Source organism: Flavobacterium praedii, assembly GCF_026810365.1.
GTDB classification, from domain to species: Bacteria; Bacteroidota; Bacteroidia; order Flavobacteriales; family Flavobacteriaceae; genus Flavobacterium; species Flavobacterium praedii.
Genome location: NZ_CP113948.1, coordinates 3,539,522 through 3,560,835, shown reverse-complemented (window position 1 = coordinate 3,560,835; position 21,314 = coordinate 3,539,522). Strand labels below are relative to the sequence as shown.

Sequence of the window (21,314 nt, the reverse complement as noted above, 5' to 3'; positions counted from 1 at the left end):
GCGTTAGAAATCTACTGTATCTGGGTTAGACTAAAAGGCCTTGTAAATATGCGTGAGGGATGGACGCTGGCTACCGAAGTAGCGCAAACAGCCCGACAGCATAAGGAAAAGTGGCCGAATAAGCGGTTTCTAAGTTAGGCCACTTTTCCTTATGGTGGCACGCCCTACTAATTTTAAAACTATTTTCGAGCATAGGTCTTGAAATACCCACATTCATTTATAATTTCCTTATAATATTTAGTTTTCGAATAATTTTCTTTTAGATTTTTGAAGCCTTGCCAAGCGATAAAATTGGTTTGGTCATCTTGAATGTCCCAAGTAGATAAATTCAGTGAATAATATTTTTTGTTGTAATAATCATTGCGCTCACATTTGGCTAACAGGTATTGGGTTTTGGCTTTCTGTTCGTTGTTTTTGGTTGCTTGAAAAGCTTTTGCGTAATAGGCTTTTGCCACAGAACAATTGATAATCATATCTCGAATAGATTCTCTAAAATAGTCTGGAGTTGAACCTTCTCCTGCTATTTTTCCTTCATAGAAAAGGCGACCGTTACCAAAATGTGTAATGTTATAAAAAGCATTTCCAAGTAAAAGACTATTGTTGTAAACATCCACTTTTTTGGCTAAATTGTCTTGCATTTTTTGAATTATTGTCAAAAAATCAAGCATGCTGTATTTCTTTTTTTGTGGAGCTTGATGGTCACAATCATGACAATCTTTGATGTTTCCTAAAAATGGATTCCCGTAAAAAACCGTTGTTTGAATTCCTTCTGCTTGTTTCATAAAAGCAATGGCTTCTGGAATTTTGTTCTCGAAAGTTGCTTTGACTCCTTGAAAATAATTTATATCGGCTAGTTTTATTTCGTAAATGGAAGCACCAATTTTTTCAATTTCCGTTTTATTTTCTTTAGAAAGAAATGCTTTCATATCTAAAAGTTGCTGCTCTGAATCATAAAAACTGGAATTATGATTGAAAACTTCGTTCATCACACTATTTTTTTGAGAGCGGTAAAGCGCTGCTAAATAATTTTTGCTCCAAGCGGTTGCATTTTCATATCTAAGATTCTCAATCGCACTTTTTGGCAATTCTAGATACAACCAATTCAAATCGGCTAGAATTGTTTTTTCATTTTCAGGATTCAATTGATCTATTTTGCTAAGGTTATTTACAAAACGAAGCAAACGAACTTGAGCAATGGCCAGAGGAGTTTTTGGCATCTTACTTTCGGCTTTGTCAAAATTTTTGTCGGCTTGTTTGAAGTTTCCGTTTAAGGTTTCAAGGTAAGCAGCTGCTACATTCCACAAATAGGGTTTTGTCGTTTTATCGGATTGTGCTACTTTATTGACCAGATCAATTGTCGTTTTATTAATACTGTCTTTGGTGCTTTTTTTATTTTCAAGAACGGATCTGTCTTTAAAATTACGGTCTATTTTATTTTCTTGATTGTTTATTAATCGAGTCAATAAATAGTCGAGATGCTGACTTTTGGGTTGTAATTTATAGATTTCACTAATTGCTTTTTCTTCATCGTTATAATACCCTTGAATAGCCCAAAGCGCCGCTTTTTCGTCATTCGTTTTGGCCATCGCCAAGGATTGTTTCCAGTCTTTTTCTTCTTGAGGATGGAAACAATAAGCTGAAACTACGCGCATTGCAGAACATTTATCAAAAACCTGGCTGTAGAGATAATTGGATTTCGCATAGTGTTTTTGTTTGTATTCGATTCCGGCAACATAAGCAAGTGCTCTATAATACAAGGTGTTTTTTGGCATTGTCTTTTCAGTTTGATTGAAAAATGTCACCCCATTTACTTGTCTATCACTATAAAAACTTGCTTTTATAACAAGGAACCAATACCTGTTTTTTAGAAAAGGATCTTTGGTATCGTTGTATTTTTTTTCCAGTGATTTAATCCAATTGCTATCGGATAAAACTTCTGGTTTTACCGTTTCATCATAATTCCAAGAATCATATTGCTGGGTGGAATAGGTTTCAATAATTTGTGCTTCATTTAAAAAAAAGAAAAAATCTTTAATTTTTGCTTCACTTAATTTGAATTTTTTATTCCATTTCTCAGAGACTTTATTCGGTTTCTCTTTTTTATAATATACCATCAAATCGGCCACATCAGCACTACTGGAATCGGTTAAGAAAAACGCCAGCTCTTTTTCGTTAATTTTCCTTTCAAGATACGTATTCCAGTCTTTGATATTATCTGAGTTGAAACGGGTGCGATGTTCGGTATCATATCCTATTTCATAAAAGAAATCGGTAGACAAAAACAAAGGAGAATACGATTTGTCTACAAAAGTTTCTGGAGCAAAGTTGGAATCAAAAGACCAACCCCAATCGCCATCTGAACAGGCATAAATGGTACCGTAAACCAAAAGAGAAATGGTACTAAAAGCAATCAATAACTTTTTTAAAAATGGCTGCATCATAGTTTTTTAAATTAAATTCATCTAAATCGTAAAAGATAATTTCTTTTGGATTTTGAGTTGTGCGTTTTTTTAAATCATTTGCCATTTCAAACAAATCAGACTCTGAAATGGTTTCTATTTTTAATTGGTCCTTTTCTTTGTAATAAATACCATTTTGAAAGGTTGCTTTTTTAACTAAAAACCAATTTTTATTTGTAAGAACAAAACTACTGTAATTTTTTAAATTATTAACATCAATTTTATTTCTTAAACCAATTATTTTTCCGTCTCTAATATGTATACCCCATGAATAGATTGGCAATGCAATATTTATTGGTAGTGGATAATTTTTTAGACTTGCTAAATAACGTTTGGCTATGTTGCGATCGTAAATTGAATTTAGGGAATCTGGAGCAATTTTGCCCATATTATAGTACATTAAAACACCCCGATCTACAGCAGGGATTTTTGTTTTTTCATAATACTTAATTTGATGAAGTCGTATCGTTGCGGAGAGTTGCTTGCTTGAAATTTTTTTAAAAATTTGAATAAAACGCAGATAATTATCTTTACTTCTCAAAGTCCAATCGCAATCTATTTGAATTTCTTCAATGCTGATATTGTTTTTAGTATTGATTTGTTGGATAAAATGGTTTGTTTTTTGTGCCAAATCCAAAAGATCTACTTTTTTATCAAGCATTACTTTATTTTTGATATATACTACAGGTACGATTTCAAAATTAAGAGTTGAATCCTCAAAACGAATTGGACTTTTAGGATACGGATTTTGTGTTTTTGGATTTAAGTCGACATCAAAATATCTAATATAAACTCGCTTCACTTTGTTTGATATCAGGGTATTTTTTTCTTTTGGCGAAAGCCTAAAAATTGTTTTCCAATAATAAAAAGAGACAATTGGCTGTTCTTGTTGTTGGCAGGAAAAAAAGAAACAGACTATGAGCCCAATAAGAACTATTTTTTTCAAAAGGGGAAATTTAAAAGTTACTCTTTTCGGTTTTTGGCTCGATTATAGGTCCAATAAGCCAATACTACTAAAATTACAAAAGGCAAATAAGAACCAATTAGAACCCCAATTTGATACCCTTCATCGGGAGCTTGTTTAATTTTTTTTGCAATATCTACATTTTGAAGTAATAGAATAATATGAGTCATTTTTTATTTAATTAAAGCGTTTTTTGTAAAATCGGACAGTACTAATTTACCTGAAATTGCAGCTCTTTCTTTTAAAAGTTTATCCCAATGCGCCGTTCCTTCCCAAAATACTTTTTTTATTTCATAAAGTGCTTCTGGATTATAAAGTGCCAGTTTTCTGGAGAATGCAACAACTTCTTTATCTAATTCTTCTTGTGAATTCACTATTTTAGCAAAAAGTCCTTTTTGATGAGCCCATGAAGCCGATTTCCATTCGTGTGCGTCCAAAGTCATTTCTGACATTGCCATTTTTCCAATTTTTCGACTCACAGCAGGTTCAATTACAAAAGGGCCAATACCAATAGCCAATTCAGATAATTTAATAGCACTTTCTGAGGTGGCCAATGCATAGTCACAAGCGGCAGCAATACCAACTCCTCCTCCCACTGCTTTTCCGTGTATCCGCCCTACTATTATTTTTTTGCAAGTACGCATAGCATTGATCAAATTGGCAAATCCAGAAAAAAAGCGTGTCCCCTCTTCAAGTGTACTTACTGCCAAAAGTTCATCAAAAGAAGCACCTGCACAAAAAGCGCCTGTACCTTCACTTTTTAATACAATTACAGAAATCTCTGGATTATCACTCAAAAAAGTAAGCTCATTTGTCAATCTATCGAGTAATACTCTTGGAAAAGAGTTGCTTGCTGGATGACCAAACTGAACCGTAGCAATTTTGTTTTCTATAGTTGTTAGTAATGTTCCGTTTTTGTCTGGTGTAAGCATAAGGTATATTTTGATGTAAAGTTAAAAAAAGGAATCATAGCAAAATATATTTTTTTAGGAATTGAAGAATTGTGATTTTGAAATTTGCATATTCCTATAATTAAATGTTATATTTGCGCCGTACTTGAGGGATTAGCTCATTTGGCTAGAGCGTCCCGATAATGATCGGGAAGGTTCGGTTTTAATTAGTTATAAAACTTTTGAATTCTATTAAAATATTGGGGGATTAGCTCATTTGGCTAGAGCGCTTGCCTGGCAGGCAAGAGGTGGTCGGTTCGAATCCGATATTCTCCACTCACTAAACCCAAACCTTGTTTGGGTTTTTTTATGTCTAGTCCTGAAAAAAAGGGAGCAATAAATTCTCAGAAAAATTGAACCATTAAGAAATTAAGATTCATTAAAAACGACCTCGAATCTTAATGAATCTTAATTTCTTAATGGTTTAAAAAAAAGAATGGCTATGACCTTTTTGGTAATGCCCCAAATTTCTTTGTTGACCCTGAGAACTTTTGTTTTCCAATCCTTCCTTCGATACAATTTACTAAAAAAACTTTGCCTATTTTTGTTAGGTACTTAAACTAACTTCAAAATGAAAAAAATCTTATTTCTGATGGCAGTATCAACTTCGTTAACTTCTCTAGGGCAAAACCAAAAAGCAACTCCATTAACGTATCCCAAAACAGCAAAGGGGGAAACGGTTGATGTCTATTTTGACACCAAAGTAAACGATCCCTACCGTTGGCTCGAGGACGATAAATCTCCCGAAACAGCTGCTTGGGTAAAAGAAGAAAACAAAGTAACCTACGATTATTTGGATCAAATCCCTTTTAGAAATGCTTTGAAATCCAGACTCGAAAAACTGTGGAATTACGAAAAAATTGGAGCACCATTCAAAGAAGGAAGTTTTATTTATTATTACAAAAATAACGGTTTGCAAAATCAATCGGTTTTGTATCGAAAAGACTCCAAAGGCAAAGAAGAAGTTTTTCTGGACCCGAATACCTTTTCAAAATTAGGAACCAGTTCTTTGGGAGGAGTAGATTTTTCTAAAGACGGCTCCAAAGTAGCTTATTCTATCTCTGAAGGCGGAAGTGACTGGCGAAAAGTAGTCCTTATGGATGTCAACACTTTCAAAAAACTCGAAGACACTTTGGTCGATGTCAAGTTTAGCGGTATCTCCTGGAAAGGGAACGAAGGATTTTATTATTCCAGTTATGACAAACCAAAAGGAAGTGAACTCTCGGCCAAAACCGACCAACACAAATTGTATTACCATAAATTGGGAACGGCTCAAAAAGACGATCAGGTCATTTTTGGAGCAGACCAAAAACGCCGTTATGTAGGCGGAGGCGTGACCGAAGACAATCATTATCTAGTGATTTCTGCCTCCAATGCCACTTACGGAAACGAATTGTACATTCAGGATTTGACCAAACCCAACAGTCCGATAGTAACGATTGTGGATAATTTTAATAGTGACAACAACATCATTGAAAACGAAGGCGAAAAATTATTCATAGAAACCGACTTAAACGCGCCCAACAAACGCATTGTAAGTGTAGATGTGAGCAATCCAAAACCAGAAAACTGGAAAGATGTAATCCCCGAAACCGAAAATGTGTTGACCCCAACAACAGGAGGCGGGTATTTCTTTGCCAATTACATGAAAGATGCCGTTTCGGTAGTCAAACAATATGATTATTCTGGAAAATTGATTCGCGAAATTAAATTACCAGGAATAGGTACAGCCTCTGGATTTGGAAGTAAAAAAGAAGAAAAAATTCTGTATTATTCCTTTACCAATTATATTACGCCGCCTTCAATTTATTCTTTTGAACCAAAATCGGGAAAATCGGCCGTGTATCAAAAGCCAAAAGTCGATTTCAAAAGCGAAGATTACCAATCCGTACAAGTGTTTTATACGTCCAAAGATGGAACCAAAATTCCAATGATTATCACGCACAAAAAAGGATTGAAACTCGACGGCAAAAACCCAACTATTCTTTATGGATACGGAGGTTTCAACATCAGTTTAACGCCTAGTTTTAGTATTTCCAATGCCGTTTGGATGGAAAACGGCGGTATTTACGCAGTAGCCAATTTGCGCGGAGGCGGAGAATACGGCAAAAAATGGCACGATGCAGGAACCAAAATGCAAAAGCAAAACGTATTTGATGATTTCATCGCCGCAGCCGAATATCTAATAGCGCAAAAATATACTTCGTCCAATTTTCTAGCCATTCGCGGAGGATCCAACGGAGGGTTATTGGTAGGCGCCACTATGACACAGCGCCCCGATTTAATGAAAGTGGCGTTGCCTGCCGTTGGTGTAATGGACATGTTGCGTTACCACACCTTTACCTCGGGAGCCGGTTGGGCTTTTGATTATGGAACTTCGGCAGACAGCAAAGAAATGTTCGAATACATCAAAGGATATTCACCAGTAGCCAACGTAAAAGCAGGAGTTCAATATCCCGCCACGATGGTCACCACGGGCGATCATGACGACAGAGTTGTTCCAGCACACAGTTTTAAATTTGCAGCCGAGTTACAGGAAAAGCAAACCGGAAACAACCCCGTTTTAATCCGAATCGACATCAATGCAGGTCACGGAGCCGGAAAATCATTGGCCGCTACCATTCAAGAAAGTTGCGACATACAAGCCTTTACTTTATACAATATGGGATTTACAGCATTGCCAAAATAAAGAAGCTGTAGTAATAAGGAGCTTAATCCTGCTGTTTGCTACAAGCTTTATCATAAAACGCCCTTTTTCTAAGAATAAAAAGGAGCTTCCTCTGGTCGCTCTTTTTGTTCAAGAAAAAGGGCCTTTTATTTCAAAAGGCTTTTCACTTCCATCAGGGCTAGGGCTTCAACCTAAAATTCCACATTATATTTCATCACGAAGCTAGATTACTCAATAAAACAAGTACTAACGGACTATTTAATAAAGGAAGAATCTTCTCTTTCGATTCTAAGATTAGGCGTAAATTTGGGCTCTTCAGAAGAATCCAGATATAGTAGATTTCTATTGCAGAATTAGCTTCTTCGAATTTCAAAAAACATTAGGCAACAAAAAAGACCTTCTTTTCAGAAGGTCTTCAATATATTTTCAATCGTATTTGATTATAGACTGTATTTCACTCCAATAGTCATACCTAATCCAGAAATTCCAACATAAGAACTAATGTCATCAGTAGCTTTAGTGCTGTCAAAACCAGCAGCATTTGTTACTTTACTATTAGAAGCTGTTGTCAATACATCAGTATAATTTGTATGAACTGAAGAAACTGAAAGTGTACTTAATTTATCCACCCCATTTACAGAATACGAAGTAGTTTCTTTAGTTTTCCCGTGTACTGTAAAATTACGGTATTCAACCTCTCCATAAACAGAAAAATTACCTCCTATTTTGTAAGCAGTCCCCAAAGCAGCCATAAAACCTAAAGTAGGGTTTGGTTTAATTTTATCCGTTTTACTTATTTTCATAGCACCTGTAACTGGCTCTGCTTCTGTTTTAATTTCTAAATAACCATTTACTGGTACAATTACACCCACTTTAGAATAAGACTCAAAACCTTTAACTTCTCCCAAATAAAGCACTACAGCTGGAGCCAAGTCTAAAGCTCTAATTTTACCTTCTGCTTTAAAATTAAAAGGTGTTCCTGGAGCTCCAGTAGCAGGAGTATATCCAGAAGTTTGAGCCATTGTTTTGCTGTTACTGGTATAATAGTTAATGCTCATTTGCACACCAAAACGCTCTGAAAATCGGTAACCTGCTCCTCCTCCGTAGCGAAAACCTTCTCCAAAAGACCCAGTAATACTTTCTTCTGATATAAGTGTTGTTCCTGAGTAAACTTTACTTAATGCATCATTACCACCTACAGTTGGAAATTCTGTTGCTACAACTGATCCGAAATAAGATCCGCCAGCATAAAAATTCCAACCTCTTTTACTACCTGATGCGTCTGTAGTCCCTGAAGTTTGCCCTACCATAGTCATTGTAGAAGCTAGTAATCCTAATAAAAATAATTTTGTTTTCATGTATGTATGAGTTATTTAAGTTATTCAAATTGACAAGACTTTGTATCTAATTGAATTGATGCGAAATCGTTGTAATTCACGGCAATATTAGTAAAAATATATTATGCGAGCATATTTTTAATTGTTATTTTTAATTCAATTTAAAATTAATCTGCATTTTCTCCAATTCAAACAATAATTCATTTGAAATTTGAACTTTTAATTTTCTACTTGGCATCGATAATTTGGTCACCACTTTTATTTCTTCAACTTCGGTGACTGTTTTTGTTTCAATCACTTCGGTTGCTTCTTCGTTTTCATCCACAAAAGATTCATCCTCGCTCTCTTCAAACTCAGAAGTGGTCTCGACGATTCGTTTTATTTTTTCTAATTCCATAATTTCAAAAGTCACGGTGTTGTCTCCTTTATTTTCTTGAAACAGTCGGTTCAATTGGTGGATAAAATCGGTTTCCAAATCCTTTATATTCAACAAAAGAATGAGTTTTTTCGCAAAAGTACTCAACACATCCTGAAGGTATTGCACTAATACAAATTGCATTCTAGGATCGGTTTTTTTACCTGTATCCTGATTTACCCAACCTTCTTTTATCATCACTTTCATGAAAGTAAAATTGTTTTGAATAAAGAAATGCCTGAACTTTAAATATTCTTCGCCAAAAATTTTAAACTCATAACTCTCATCATAGCCTTCCAACACAAAAGTCCCCCATCCTTTTCCGTTTTTGGCTACACGGTGTTGTACATTGGTAATGATCCCTCCAAAAGTTAGATTTTTACCCACATACATCTCCATGTTTTTGAGGGCTTCGAGTTTAGCATTGCAAAAATATTTCATCTCAAATTTGTAATCGTCCAACGGATGCCCCGAAATATAAATCCCAACCACCTCTTTCTCTTTGGCCAATTTTTCCATCGTACTCCAGTCTTCACAAGGAGGCACAACGGGTTCGGCAATTTGCACCTCGCTAGTTTCTCCAAATAGACTTACTTGCGATGAATTTTCATTCTCTTGAAATTTAGATCCATACTTAATGGATTTTTCATAGAAGGTTATTCCGTCACCATCATCATGAAAATATTGCGCTCTGGTCGTTCCCTCAAACGAATCGAAACCACCCGCCAAAATTAAATTCTCCAGTGCTTTTTTATTAGCAGCGCGCAAATCAATACGCTTGGTCAAGTCAAAAATAGACTTGTATTTTCCATCTTTTCTGTTTTCCACAATAGTCGCAACCGCTCCAGAACCAACCCCTTTTATGGCACCCATTCCAAAACGTACCGCATAATCATCATTTACGGTAAACTTGTAGAACGATTCATTTACATCAGGCCCAAGAACCTGCAAGCCCATACGCTTGCATTCTTCCATAAAAAAGGACACCTGCTTAATATCATTCATATTATTAGAGAGTACCGCCGCCATATATTCAGCTGGATAATGCGCTTTGAGATAAGCGGTTTGATAGGCTATCCAAGCGTAACAAGTGGAGTGGGATTTATTAAATGCATAACTCGCAAATGCTTCCCAGTCTTTCCAAATTTTCTCCAAAACGGTTGCATCATGGCCTTTTTCGGCAGCTTGGGCAACAAACTTGGGTTTCATTTTATCCAGCACCTCTTTTTGCTTCTTACCCATCGCTTTACGCAATACGTCGGCTTCACCTTTGGTAAATCCTGCTAACGATTGGGACAAAAGCATTACCTGCTCTTGGTAAACGGTAATTCCATAAGTTTCCCCTAAATATTCCTCGCAGGCATCTAGATCGTATTTGATTTCTTCTTCGCCATTTTTTCTTCTAACAAATGATGGAATATACTCCAAAGGTCCTGGACGATACAAAGCATTCATCGCAATCAAATCCCCAAAAACCGTTGGCTTCAAATCCTTCATGTATTTCTGCATTCCGGGGGACTCGTATTGGAAAATCCCAACGGTTTCCCCTCTTTGGAACAGCTCATACGTTTTGGTATCATCAATCGGAAAAGTATCAGGATCGAGTTGAATTCCGGTTCTGTACTTTACCAATTTTACGGTATCTTTTATCAAAGTCAGGGTCTTCAGACCCAAAAAGTCCATCTTCAGCAATCCGGCACTTTCTGCAACTGAGTTATCAAACTGAGTAACATACAAATCAGAATCTTTGGCCGTAGTAACCGGAACAAAATTCGTAATATCCGATGGTGTAATAATCACCCCGCAAGCATGAATTCCGGTGTTTCGCATAGAACCCTCCAAAATTTTCGCTTGTTGAATAGTTTCTCCAGCCAAATCTCCCGAATTGGCAATTGCGATCAACTCTTTTACATTATCAAATTCATCTGAACGTAAGGCTTTTTTAACCTCATCCTCACTTTCAGAAATAAAACGTGCCAAATTCCATTTGGATGGCATCATTCCTGGAATAAGTTTTGCAATCCTGTCGGCTTCAAACAATGGCAAGTCCAATACACGGGCCGTATCACGAATCGCTGATTTGGTTGCCATTTTACCGTAGGTGATAATTTGTGCTACCTGATTCTTACCATATTTATTGATCACATAATCCATAACTCGACCACGACCCTCATCATCAAAATCGATATCAATATCGGGCATGGACACACGATCCGGATTCAAGAAACGCTCAAAAAGTAAATCGTACTTAATCGGGTCAATATTGGTAATCCCTAAACAATAAGCCACTGCAGAACCCGCCGCAGAACCACGACCAGGTCCTACCGAAACATCCATATTTCGAGCTTCGGCAATAAAATCCTGAACAATCAAAAAGTAACCTGGATATCCAGAATTCGAAATGGTCAACAACTCAAAATCCAATCGTTCTTGAATAGCAGAAGTAATTTCGCCATATCTTTTTTTGGCACCATTCATTGTTAGATGCCTCAAATAAGCATTCTCTCCTCTCACTCCACCATCCGCTTCGTCTTCGGGAACTATGAATTCCTCTGGAATATCAAATTTAGGTAGCAATACGTCACGATACAGCGAGTAGATTTCGACTTTATCTACAATTTCCTGAATGTTAATTATGGCATCAGGCAAATCGGCAAAAAGTTTTTTCATCTCTTCGCCCGACTTGAAATAATACTCTTGATTGGGCAAACCATAACGATAGCCACGACCTCGACCAATCGGGGTGGCTTGTTTTTCACCATCTTTGACACACAATAAAATATCGTGCGCATTCGCATCCTCTTTCTTTAAATAGTAGGTGTTATTGGTGGCAATTAATTTTACTTGGTGTTTTTGGGAAAATTCAACCAAGGTTTTATTTACACGATTTTCATCTTCTTGATTGTGACGCATAATTTCGAGATACAAATCATCCCCAAATTGTGCTTTCCACCAAATTAAAGCTTCCTCTGCTTGGTTCTCTCCAATGTTCAGAATTTTACTCGGAATCTCTCCGTATAAATTCCCGGACAAAACCATGATGTCTTCCTTGTATTTTTCAACAATGTTTCTGTCAATTCTTGGAACATAATAAAAACCTTCAGTATAGGCAATCGAAGCCATCTTGGCCAAATTGTGATAGCCTTTTTTATTTTTGGCCAATAACACAATTTGATAACCATTATCCTTCTTCGTTTTATCCAAATGATTTTCGCAAATATTAAATTCGCAACCTACAATTGGTTTTATCTCGGTCTCTGTAGGCTCCTCACCACTTTCTACTAAGGCTTTGTTTTTAGCTGATGCCGCTTTGTTGTGATTCATCACTGCACTCACAAAATGAAAAGCCCCCATCATATTTCCTGTATCGGTCATGGCTACAGCTGGCATTTTATTTTGAGCTGTGACCGAAACTATATTACCAATCCCAATAGTCGATTGCAAAACCGAAAACTGTGTGTGGTTGTGTAAATGCACAAAAGAGGCATCTACCAATACTTTTTTATTCTCCGTTAGTTCTTCTTTGGAAACGGAGACGGCTTGCTTCTCGCCAAATTGCAGTCGGATTTTCTCCGAAGCTTCTTTTAAATTAATGTGTTTTAACCCTATCAGCTCAATTTCATGCGGATTTTTATTTTTGAAATCCTTGAAATAACCAATTTCTACATCCAGCTCTTCTTTGGTAAAAATATCACGACGAATTAATTCCAAGAAACAACGCGTAGTTGCCTCAACGTCGGCGGTGGCGTTGTGTGCTTCCGCAAAAGGTTTATCGAAAAGATAAGAGTGTAATTCCGTCAAAGTAGGTAATTTGAATTTCCCGCCACGTCCTCCTGGCAATTTCAATAACGACGCCGTAACCTCGGTACAAGTATCCAGAATTGGCATTGAACCCATAGTCGAAGTCACACCCATTCTATAGAATTCACAACCCATAATGTTGATATCAAAACCTAGATTCTGACCCACAATAAACTTGGCTTTACCTAAAGCAATATTGAATTTCTCTAAAACTTCTCCCAAAGAAATCCCTTCAGCTTCCGCCAATTCAGTGGAAATTCCGTGAATACGTTCGGCATCATACGGAATATTAAATCCCTCGGGTTTTACCAAATAATCCTGATGCTCGATGAGTTTCCCCATGTCATCATGCAACTGCCACGCGATTTGTATACATCTGGGCCAGTTGTCGGTGTCAGAAATGGGTGCGCCCCATTTCTTGGGTAATCCTGTGGTTTCGGTATCGAATATTAAGTACATAAGCCCCTCCCCAGCCCTCCCCGAAAGGGAGGGGGCTAAAACCTTTATGGTTTTAGCAGTGCATTTAACTGGTTATAAACACTTTAAAATTAATTGTAAATTCAAAAAATGAAATTCAAATTTAGGTTTTTTATGGGGATTGAAAGCCTTAAGTTATTAACAAAAAAGAGGCACTTGTCTGTACGTTTTAAATCTCATTCGTAAAATAAATTTTTACAGAACTTCCTAAATGTCCTTGCGATCGCGTGAGGGATGGGCTAAGCTACCGAAGTAGCAGCAACAGCCCGACCGCGTTGAGGAAAGGGGCTGTATGAGCGGTATCATAATCAAGCCCCTTTTCTCAACGCGGTCACGCCCAACTGATTTATAGTTTTTATTTCATCCGAAAACCTTCTTTACTATCAAATATTCATCTCTTCTCTTTTTTGGATGTCGTAGTATTTTAGCAAAAAAAAGGAGGTCTAAAAACTCAAAAATAGCATTATTTTCAGCTCACTAAATTGTTTTTTTTACTCTTTTATATCAAATATCTTCAACATAAAATATAACAATAATCACTATTTTTTAAATTTTTGTTGTTATTTTTTAAACAAATTGTCTGTTTATGCGTTTTATTTGTAATAAATTTGCAAATTATTAAAAACAGAGTCAACAGCATCAAATCTACTTTGAAAAGAAATTCAAAGTCAAAACAAGAAAGCGTATTTTTTGACCAAAAACAGCGAACCAAAGTACAATAGTGTTGTAATATTCTTTTGGGTATCGTATATAACCGCTTTTCGAAATTGACAACTCTCTTTTCTTTTTTAAATTTGTTGCCAATGATATAATTGGTAGGAAACTATCTAAATTATAAAAGAAAAATACACTAAAAAATAGTTAAAATGAGTACTACATTATTCGACAAAGTATGGGATTCGCACGTGGTGCGTAAAATAGAAGATGGACCAGATGTGTTTTTTATTGACCGTCATTTTATTCACGAGGTAACTAGTCCTGTTGCTTTTTTAGGTTTGAAAGAAAGAGGCATTAAGGTATTGTATCCGGAACGCACTTTTGCAACTGCCGATCACAACACACCAACTATAAACCAACACTTACCTGTTGCTGATGCTTTGTCTGCCAATCAATTGAAAGCATTGGAAGATAATGCTGCCGAATATGGAATTTCTCACTGGGGATTGGGACATCAAAAAAATGGTATCGTTCACGTGGTAGGGCCTGAAAACGGAATTACTTTGCCTGGTGCTACTATCGTTTGTGGTGACTCTCACACTTCTACTCACGGTGCTTTTGGAGCGATTGCTTTTGGTATCGGAACTTCTGAGGTGGAAATGGTTATGGCTACGCAATGTATTATGCAGCCAAAACCAAAAAAAATGCGTATCAACGTAAACGGAACTTTGAGCAAAGGTGTGGGGCCAAAAGACGTTGCACTATATATTATTTCAAAATTAACAACTTCGGGCGGAACTGGTTATTTTGCTGAATATGCCGGAAATGTTTTTGAAGAAATGTCCATGGAAGGTCGTATGACCGTTTGTAACTTGAGTATCGAAATGGGTGCTCGTGGTGGTATGATTGCTCCGGACCAAAAAACTTTCGATTTCTTAGAAGGACGTTTATATGCTCCAAAAGGGGAAGCTTGGACAAAAGCAGTTGAATACTGGAAAACTTTGAAAACTGATGCTGATGCCGTTTTTGATGCTGAATTAAACATCGACGCTGCAGATATCGAACCAATGATTACTTATGGTACAAATCCTGGAATGGGAATTGGTATCACAAAACATATTCCAAACGCCAACCAAGTGGAAGGTGGTGAGGAAACTTATAAAAAATCTTTGGCCTATATGGGCTTCCACGAAAATGACGTAATGATTGGTAAACCAATTGATTTTGTTTTCTTAGGAAGTTGTACCAATGGTCGTATTGAAGATTTTAGAGCTTTTACAGAAATTGTTAAAGGCAGAAAAAAAGCAGACAACGTTACCGCTTGGTTAGTTCCAGGTTCTCACGTTGTAGAAGCACAGATTAAAGAGGAAGGTCTTCTAGACATTCTTACCGAAGCTGGTTTTGTATTGCGTCAGCCAGGTTGCTCCGCTTGTTTGGCAATGAATGATGACAAAGTTCCTGCCGGAAAATATGCGGTAAGTACATCCAACAGAAACTTTGAAGGGCGTCAAGGTCCTGGTTCAAGAACACTATTGGCTAGCCCTATTATGGCTGCTGCTGCTGCCGTTACTGGAAAATTAACTGACCCAAGAGAATTGATGTAAAAAAGCAGTCGGCCTTGGGCTTTCGGCTATGGGCTATCAGCCGAAAGCTCAAAGCTGATGACCCAAAGCCCATATGAGAGATTTTAGAAAATATAATGTTTGGCAAGAAAGTCATTTGTTTACACTTGAAGTTTATCAAGTAACAAATGAGTTTCCAAAAGAAGAATTATTTGGATTAACAAGTCAATTGAGAAGAGCAGTTTCTTCTATTCCAACAAATTTTGCTGAAGGTTGTGGTTCTAATTCCGAAAAAGAATTTGCAAGATATTTGAATATTGCAATTGCTTCCTGCTCAGAAGTTGAATATTTATTATTACTTTCTTCTGACTTGAAATTTTTAAAACCTGAAATTCATCAGACTTTAGAAAGCAAAGTTATTCAAATTAGAAAACAGATTTACCAATTAAGACTAAAATTAAATCAATAAAATTAGTGCAGTTTTGCCCAAAGCTCAAAGCTCAAAGCCGACTGCCAAAAACAAATAAAAATGGCATACGATAAATTCACCATCCTTACCAGTAGTGCAGTGCCACTACCAATAGAAAACGTAGATACGGATCAAATTATTCCAGCTCGTTTCTTGAAAGCTACAAAACGTGAAGCTTTTGGAGACAACCTTTTTAGAGACTGGAGATACAATGGAGACGATACTCCAAAAGCAGATTTCGTTTTGAACGACGCAACATACAGCGGTCAAATATTAGTCGGCGGAAAAAACTTTGGTTCGGGTTCTTCAAGAGAACACGCAGCTTGGGCGGTTTACGATTATGGATTCCGTGCCGTTGTTTCTAGTTTCTTTGCAGATATTTTCAAAGGAAATTGCTTGAATATTGGTGTTTTGCCCGTACAAGTAAGTCCAGAATTTGCTGAAACTATTTTCAAAGCAATCGAAGCCGATCCAAAAACAGAATTGGAAATCAATTTGCCAGAGCAAACCATTACACTTAAAGTAACGGGGCAAAAAGAATCTTTTGACATCTCTGGTTACAAAAAAGACAATATGATTAACGGATTTGATGATATTGACTACTTGCAAAACATTAAAGAAGAGATTACAGGGTTTGCAGACAAACTGCCTTACTAAAAATAAATACAATTAGTTTTAGTTAAAAAACCCGACACATTTTTTAAATCTGTCGGGTTTATAAATAAAAATAGATATGATTTTAGAAATGGCTACTCTGCAGGTTAGAGAAGGTTCAGGTATTCAATTTGAAAGAGACTTTACAATTGCCAGCCAATTCATACAATCGATTCCTGGGTATGTAAACCACAGTTTTGAGAAAATGTTTAGAGCAAGAAAACAAATACCTATTGCTTGTTAATTGGGAGAAATTGGAAAATCATACCATCGGCTTTAGAGAATCTGAAGCGTATTTAGAATGGAAAAAATTGTTGCATCATTATTATAACCCGTTCCCGATTGTGGAGCATTATGAAATGGTTTTGGAGTCTAAAAAATAATTTTAAATCATATAAAATGAAATCAACATTAGCTGAAATACAACAACGTTTTGACAACGAAGTAGCCCGTTTTTCAAATTTAGAAACAGGCCAAATCAGTACCGTTGATGCCACTTTGAGTTTAGAATTATTGACCCAAGCTGCTAGCGTTTGTTGTCCTGATGCCAAACAAGTTTTGGATTTAGGCTGTGGTGCGGGTAATTATACATTAAAATTATTAGGGCTTATTCCTGACTTTGATGCCACCTTGATTGATTTAAGTCTACCAATGTTGGATAAAGCAAAAGAAAGAATTTTTGAAGTTTCAGAAGGAAAAATTACTACTATTCAAACTGATTTTTTGAATATGGAATTACCCGAAGACACTTTTGATATTGTGGTTACAGGAGCAGCAATGCATCATTTAAGATCGGATGAAGAATGGGAACAAGTTTTTTCTAAAATATATAAAAGTCTCAAAAAAGGAGGCTGCTTTTGGATATCCGATTTAATCAAGCACGACCATCCCGCCATTGACCAATTGATGTGGAAACGCTATTCGGATTATTTGGAAGGTGTGGGAGGCAAAGCGTATCAAGAAAATGTATTTGCTTATATTGCCAAAGAAGATACGCCAAGATCAGTAATATATCAATTAGAGGTTTTGAAAAAAGCAGGTTTTCATTATGTGGATGTATTGCATAAAAATAGTAATTTTTCCGTGTTTGGAGGTATAAAATAATGGAAAACATTAATTTCAAACCCAGCACAATTGAAGACATAGACAGCATTTTTGAATTTTATGATATGGCGATTGCCTATCAAAAAACCAAATTCAACAAACAATGGCAAGGTTTTGACAGAGCATTAATAGAAAAAGAAATTGCAGAAAACCGCCAATGGAAAGTTTTAATTAATAAAGAAATTGCTTGCATATTTGCCCTCACATTTGAAGACAAAAGCATTTGGAAAGAGAAAAACAGTGACAAAGCCGTTTATTTTCACCGAATAGTAACGCATCCTAAATTTAGAGGACAGCATTTTGTAGAAAAAATAATCGATTGGGGATTGCCATTTGCAAAAGAAAATAATTTGAATTATTTGAGAATGGATACTTGGGGGGACAATGAAGCTCTAATTGAATATTATCAAAAATGTGGTTTTAATTTCCTTGGAATTATAACTCCCGATTATGATGGTTTGCCCAAACATTATAAAGGAATAACATTGAGCTTATTTGAAATAAAAGTATAGAATAGCAATAAAAAAGAATCAAGCAATACCCTTTTAGAAGGAACATAAAAAGCAACATGGAAAAAAGAAAAATTGAAATAATGGATACCACACTTCGGGATGGAGAACAAACCTCGGGAGTATCCTTTTCTGCTACAGAAAAATTAACCATTGCGCAATTATTATTAGAAGAATTAAACATTGATCGAATAGAAGTGGCTTCCGCTCGTGTGAGCGAAGGAGAGTTTCAAGGCGTTAAAGGAATTATGTCTTGGGCTGAAGAAAAGGGATATACTGACAGAATTGAAGTATTGGCATTTGTTGATGGCGGAATTTCTATCGAATGGATGAAAAAAGCGGGGGCCAAAGTGCAAAATTTATTGACCAAAGGTTCTCTGAATCATTTGACGCATCAATTAAAAAAAACACCGGAGCAACATTTTGCCGAAATCGCACAATCTATTGCTTTGGCTAACGAAAATGGAATCGCCACCAATGTGTATCTTGAAGATTGGAGTAATGGTATGCGTAATTCTCCTGAATATGTTTTTCAGTATTTGGATTTTATAGTAACGCAGCCCATCAAAAGAGTACTTTTGCCAGATACACTAGGTGTGCTTATTCCATCCGATACTTTTGAATTTATTTCTAAAATTACCACAAAATATCCTGAAATTCATTTTGATTTTCACGCCCATAATGACTATGATTTAAGTGTTGCCAATGTGATGGAAGCTGTAAAAGCAGGCATCAGCGGACTGCACGTTACCGTAAACGGAATGGGAGAACGCGCTGGAAATGCTCCGCTGGAAAGTACCGTTGCAGTGATTAATGATTTTATGCCCGAGGTAAAAATCAACATCAAAGAATCCTCATTATATTCTGTAAGCAAGCTTGTTGAAACCTTTACTGGCTATAGAATCCCTGCCAACAAGCCTATTGTAGGTGATAATGTTTTTACACAAACGGCAGGAATTCACGCCGATGGTGACAACAAAAACAATTTGTATTTTAATGATTTGCTTCCAGAACGTTTTGGAAGAAAGCGAAAATATGCTTTAGGAAAAACATCCGGGAAAGCCAATATCGAAAAAAATTTACAAGAATTGGGATTGAAACTAAACCCTGAGGATTTAAAATTGGTAACCCAACGAATCATCGAATTGGGAGACAAAAAAGAAACCGTTACTAAAGAAGATTTGCCCTATATCATTTCGGATGTATTGGACAGTCAGTCTTATGAAGAAAAAATTGTAGTCGAATCCTATATATTGGTTCATGCCAAAGGGTTGCGCCCATCGACAACGCTATGTTTAAAAATTGAAGGTGAAATTTTTGAAGAAAATGCACAAGGAGATGGTCAATTTGATGCTTTTATGAATGCCCTTTCTAAAATTTACAAATCCAGAAAAATGATTTTGCCTAAATTGATTGATTATGCGGTTCGCATTCCACCAGGAAGTAGCTCGGATGCATTATGCGAAACCATTATCACTTGGACTAATAATGGAAAAGAATTTAAAACAAGAGGATTAGACTCGGATCAAACCGTTGCCGCTATCATTGCTACGCAAAAAATGCTCAATGTGGTTACTAATTAAAAAAATGAAATGATTTAAAGATTGAAAAATTAAAACTTCAATCTTTAAATCTTTAAATAATTCAATCTTTAAATAAAATATTTTATAATGAAATTAAATATCGCCCTTTTAGCCGGAGACGGAATCGGACCAGAAGTAATTAACGAAGCCGTTAAAGTTTCGGATGCCATTGCAAAAAAATTCAACCACGAAATCACATGGACGCCTGCATTGACAGGAGCCTGTGCCATTGATGCCGTTGGTGTTCCTTACCCTGACGAAACGCATGAAATTTGCATGGCTGCCGATGCGGTTCTTTTTGGAGCTATCGGTCACCCAAAATACGATAACAACCCAAGCGCTCCTGTTCGTCCAGAGCAAGGATTATTATTGATGCGTAAAAAATTAGGCTTGTTTGCCAATGTACGTCCAACCTTTACTTTCCCATCATTAATTGACAATTCTCCTTTAAAAAGAGAGCGTATCGAAGGAACTGATTTGGTTTTCCTTAGAGAATTGACTGGAGGAATTTATTTTGGAGAAAAAGGAAGAAGAGACAACGGAGAAACTGCTTTTGACAACTGTGTGTATACTAGAGTTGAAGTACAACGTTTGGCCAAAAAAGGATTTGAATTGGCTATGACGCGCTCCAAAAAATTATGTTGCGTGGATAAAGCCAATGTATTAGAGACATCTCGTTTGTGGAGAGAAACTGTTCAGGCAATGGAAAAAGATTATCCAGAGGTAGAAGTGTCTTACGAATTTGTGGATGCTGTAGCCATGCGTTTGGTACAATGGCCAAACTCTTATGATGTATTGATTACAGAAAATTTATTTGGAGATATTTTGACTGATGAGGCTTCTGTTATTTCAGGATCAATGGGATTAATGCCATCAGCTTCTGTTGGGGAACACACTTCATTATACGAACCAATTCACGGTTCTTATCCACAAGCAACTGGTTTGAATATTGCCAATCCATTAGCAACTGTTTTATCAGCAGCCATGATGTTTGAAGATGCTTTTGGATTAAAAGAAGAAGCCGAAGCAATCAGAGCTGTCGTGAACAAATCATTGGAACAAGGAATTGTAACCGAAGATTTAGTGGCCAAAGGTACAAAAGCATATAAAACTAGTGAAGTTGGTGACTGGTTGGTTGCTAATTTGTAACTATATAAGTAGAGGTGTATTTCAATACGCCTCTACCCTAAAAATAGAATAAACAAAAAAGGTGTCAATTTACATTGACACCTTTTTTTATATGATTGAAAAGAATATTAATATCTTCCTCCTCTGTCTCCACCTCCACGGTTGTCTCCACCACGGCTGTTTCCACCACCATAACCACCGCGTGAATCTCCACCACGACTGTTATTGTTAAAACTTCTTCTTTCACCTTCTGGTTTTGGTTCAGATTTGTTTACTACGATTGCACGTCCTTGAACAGTAGCTCCGTTCAATTCGTCAATTGCTTTTTGAGCTTCATCATCATTTGTCATTTCAACAAATCCGAATCCTTTACTTCTTCCTGTAAATTTATCTGTGATAATTTTAACTGAATCAACTGCTCCGTAAGCCTCGAAAGACTCTCTTAAATCTGCTTCCTCAATACTGAATGGAAGGCTTCCAACAAAAATATTCATAAGTACTTATTTATAATAATTGAAGCAAATGTACTCTATTTTTATTCTAATCAACTATAAATTAGCATATTTGTGAAATCTTT

The 21,314-nt window shown here is 36.4% G+C and carries 17 protein-coding genes and 1 tRNA gene; 11 read left to right on the top strand and 7 right to left on the bottom strand.

The window, feature by feature from the left end; genetic code table 11:
- Positions 1-179 precede the first annotated feature (179 nt).
- The 4 genes from OYT91_RS15080 to OYT91_RS15065 form a co-directional block, all read right to left on the bottom strand.
- Positions 180-2,441, bottom strand: a complete 2,262-nt coding sequence (locus OYT91_RS15080; protein WP_281238614.1) for a hypothetical protein — start codon at positions 2,439-2,441, stop codon at positions 180-182.
- Positions 2,401-3,261: a hypothetical protein gene (locus OYT91_RS15075; protein WP_281238613.1), complete on the bottom strand. Its 861-nt coding sequence runs from the start codon at positions 3,259-3,261 to the stop codon at positions 2,401-2,403. The genes OYT91_RS15080 and OYT91_RS15075 overlap by 41 nt, the downstream gene beginning before the upstream one ends.
- Positions 3,262-3,422: 161 nt before the next feature.
- The gene (locus OYT91_RS15070) at positions 3,423-3,593 is read right to left on the bottom strand and encodes a hypothetical protein (protein ID WP_269224112.1); all 171 of its coding nucleotides are present in this window, start codon (positions 3,591-3,593) and stop codon (positions 3,423-3,425) included.
- Between the two features lie 3 nt (positions 3,594-3,596).
- Positions 3,597-4,355 carry an enoyl-CoA hydratase/isomerase family protein gene (locus tag OYT91_RS15065; protein ID WP_281238612.1) on the bottom strand — a complete coding sequence of 253 codons (759 nt, stop codon included), beginning with the start codon at positions 4,353-4,355 and terminating at the stop codon, positions 3,597-3,599.
- A 220-nt stretch (positions 4,356-4,575) separates the two neighbouring features.
- On the opposite strand from OYT91_RS15065, the gene OYT91_RS15060 reads away from it, so the two are divergent.
- Both OYT91_RS15060 and OYT91_RS15055 read left to right on the top strand, forming a co-directional pair.
- Positions 4,576-4,649 (top strand) — tRNA-Ala (locus tag OYT91_RS15060).
- Between the two features lie 295 nt (positions 4,650-4,944).
- Complete coding sequence (locus OYT91_RS15055) at positions 4,945-7,062, top strand: prolyl oligopeptidase family serine peptidase (protein WP_432419414.1); 2,118 nt, start codon at positions 4,945-4,947, stop codon at positions 7,060-7,062.
- Between the two features lie 419 nt (positions 7,063-7,481).
- Here the strand turns inward: OYT91_RS15055 and OYT91_RS15050 are convergent, their stop codons facing one another.
- Both OYT91_RS15050 and dnaE read right to left on the bottom strand, forming a co-directional pair.
- A complete protein-coding gene (locus OYT91_RS15050; protein ID WP_281238611.1) occupies positions 7,482-8,399 on the bottom strand; it encodes an outer membrane beta-barrel protein in 918 nt (305 codons plus the stop codon).
- 130 nt (positions 8,400-8,529) lie between these two features.
- Positions 8,530-13,053, bottom strand: a complete 4,524-nt coding sequence (gene dnaE / locus OYT91_RS15045; protein WP_281238610.1) for a DNA polymerase III subunit alpha — start codon at positions 13,051-13,053, stop codon at positions 8,530-8,532.
- 884 nt (positions 13,054-13,937) lie between these two features.
- Between dnaE and leuC the strand changes: the two genes are divergently transcribed.
- From leuC to leuB, 9 genes are all read left to right on the top strand, one after another.
- Positions 13,938-15,332, top strand: a complete 1,395-nt coding sequence (gene leuC / locus OYT91_RS15040) for a 3-isopropylmalate dehydratase large subunit (RefSeq protein WP_281238609.1) — start codon at positions 13,938-13,940, stop codon at positions 15,330-15,332.
- Between the two features lie 73 nt (positions 15,333-15,405).
- Positions 15,406-15,759, top strand: a complete 354-nt coding sequence (locus tag OYT91_RS15035; RefSeq protein ID WP_281238608.1) for a four helix bundle protein — start codon at positions 15,406-15,408, stop codon at positions 15,757-15,759.
- Positions 15,760-15,819: 60 nt separating this feature from the next.
- Positions 15,820-16,416 (top strand): 3-isopropylmalate dehydratase small subunit, encoded by a 597-nt coding sequence (gene leuD / locus OYT91_RS15030; protein WP_269224114.1) that lies wholly within the window; start codon positions 15,820-15,822, stop codon positions 16,414-16,416.
- Positions 16,417-16,492: 76 nt separating this feature from the next.
- Positions 16,493-16,657, top strand: coding sequence for an ABM domain-containing protein (locus OYT91_RS15025; RefSeq protein ID WP_281238607.1), 165 nt, complete (start codon positions 16,493-16,495; stop codon positions 16,655-16,657).
- A 10-nt stretch (positions 16,658-16,667) separates the two neighbouring features.
- Positions 16,668-16,796: a hypothetical protein gene (locus OYT91_RS15020; protein ID WP_281238606.1), complete on the top strand. Its 129-nt coding sequence runs from the start codon at positions 16,668-16,670 to the stop codon at positions 16,794-16,796.
- Between the two features lie 16 nt (positions 16,797-16,812).
- Positions 16,813-17,517 (top strand): class I SAM-dependent methyltransferase, encoded by a 705-nt coding sequence (locus OYT91_RS15015; protein ID WP_281238605.1) that lies wholly within the window; start codon positions 16,813-16,815, stop codon positions 17,515-17,517.
- Positions 17,517-18,029 (top strand): GNAT family N-acetyltransferase, encoded by a 513-nt coding sequence (locus tag OYT91_RS15010; protein ID WP_281238604.1) that lies wholly within the window; start codon positions 17,517-17,519, stop codon positions 18,027-18,029. Before OYT91_RS15015 ends, OYT91_RS15010 begins: the two co-directional genes overlap by 1 nt.
- A 56-nt stretch (positions 18,030-18,085) precedes the next feature.
- The gene (locus OYT91_RS15005; RefSeq protein ID WP_281238603.1) at positions 18,086-19,609 is read left to right on the top strand and encodes a hydroxymethylglutaryl-CoA lyase-like TIM-barrel protein; all 1,524 of its coding nucleotides are present in this window, start codon (positions 18,086-18,088) and stop codon (positions 19,607-19,609) included.
- Positions 19,610-19,696: 87 nt separating this feature from the next.
- Positions 19,697-20,758 carry a 3-isopropylmalate dehydrogenase gene (gene leuB / locus OYT91_RS15000; RefSeq protein ID WP_281238602.1) on the top strand — a complete coding sequence of 354 codons (1,062 nt, stop codon included), beginning with the start codon at positions 19,697-19,699 and terminating at the stop codon, positions 20,756-20,758.
- A 107-nt stretch (positions 20,759-20,865) separates the two neighbouring features.
- On the opposite strand, the gene rbp is transcribed toward leuB, so the two are convergent.
- Positions 20,866-21,231 carry an RNA-binding regulator gene (rbp, locus tag OYT91_RS14995; protein ID WP_116759447.1) on the bottom strand — a complete coding sequence of 122 codons (366 nt, stop codon included), beginning with the start codon at positions 21,229-21,231 and terminating at the stop codon, positions 20,866-20,868.
- Between the last annotated feature and the right edge of the window lie 83 nt (positions 21,232-21,314).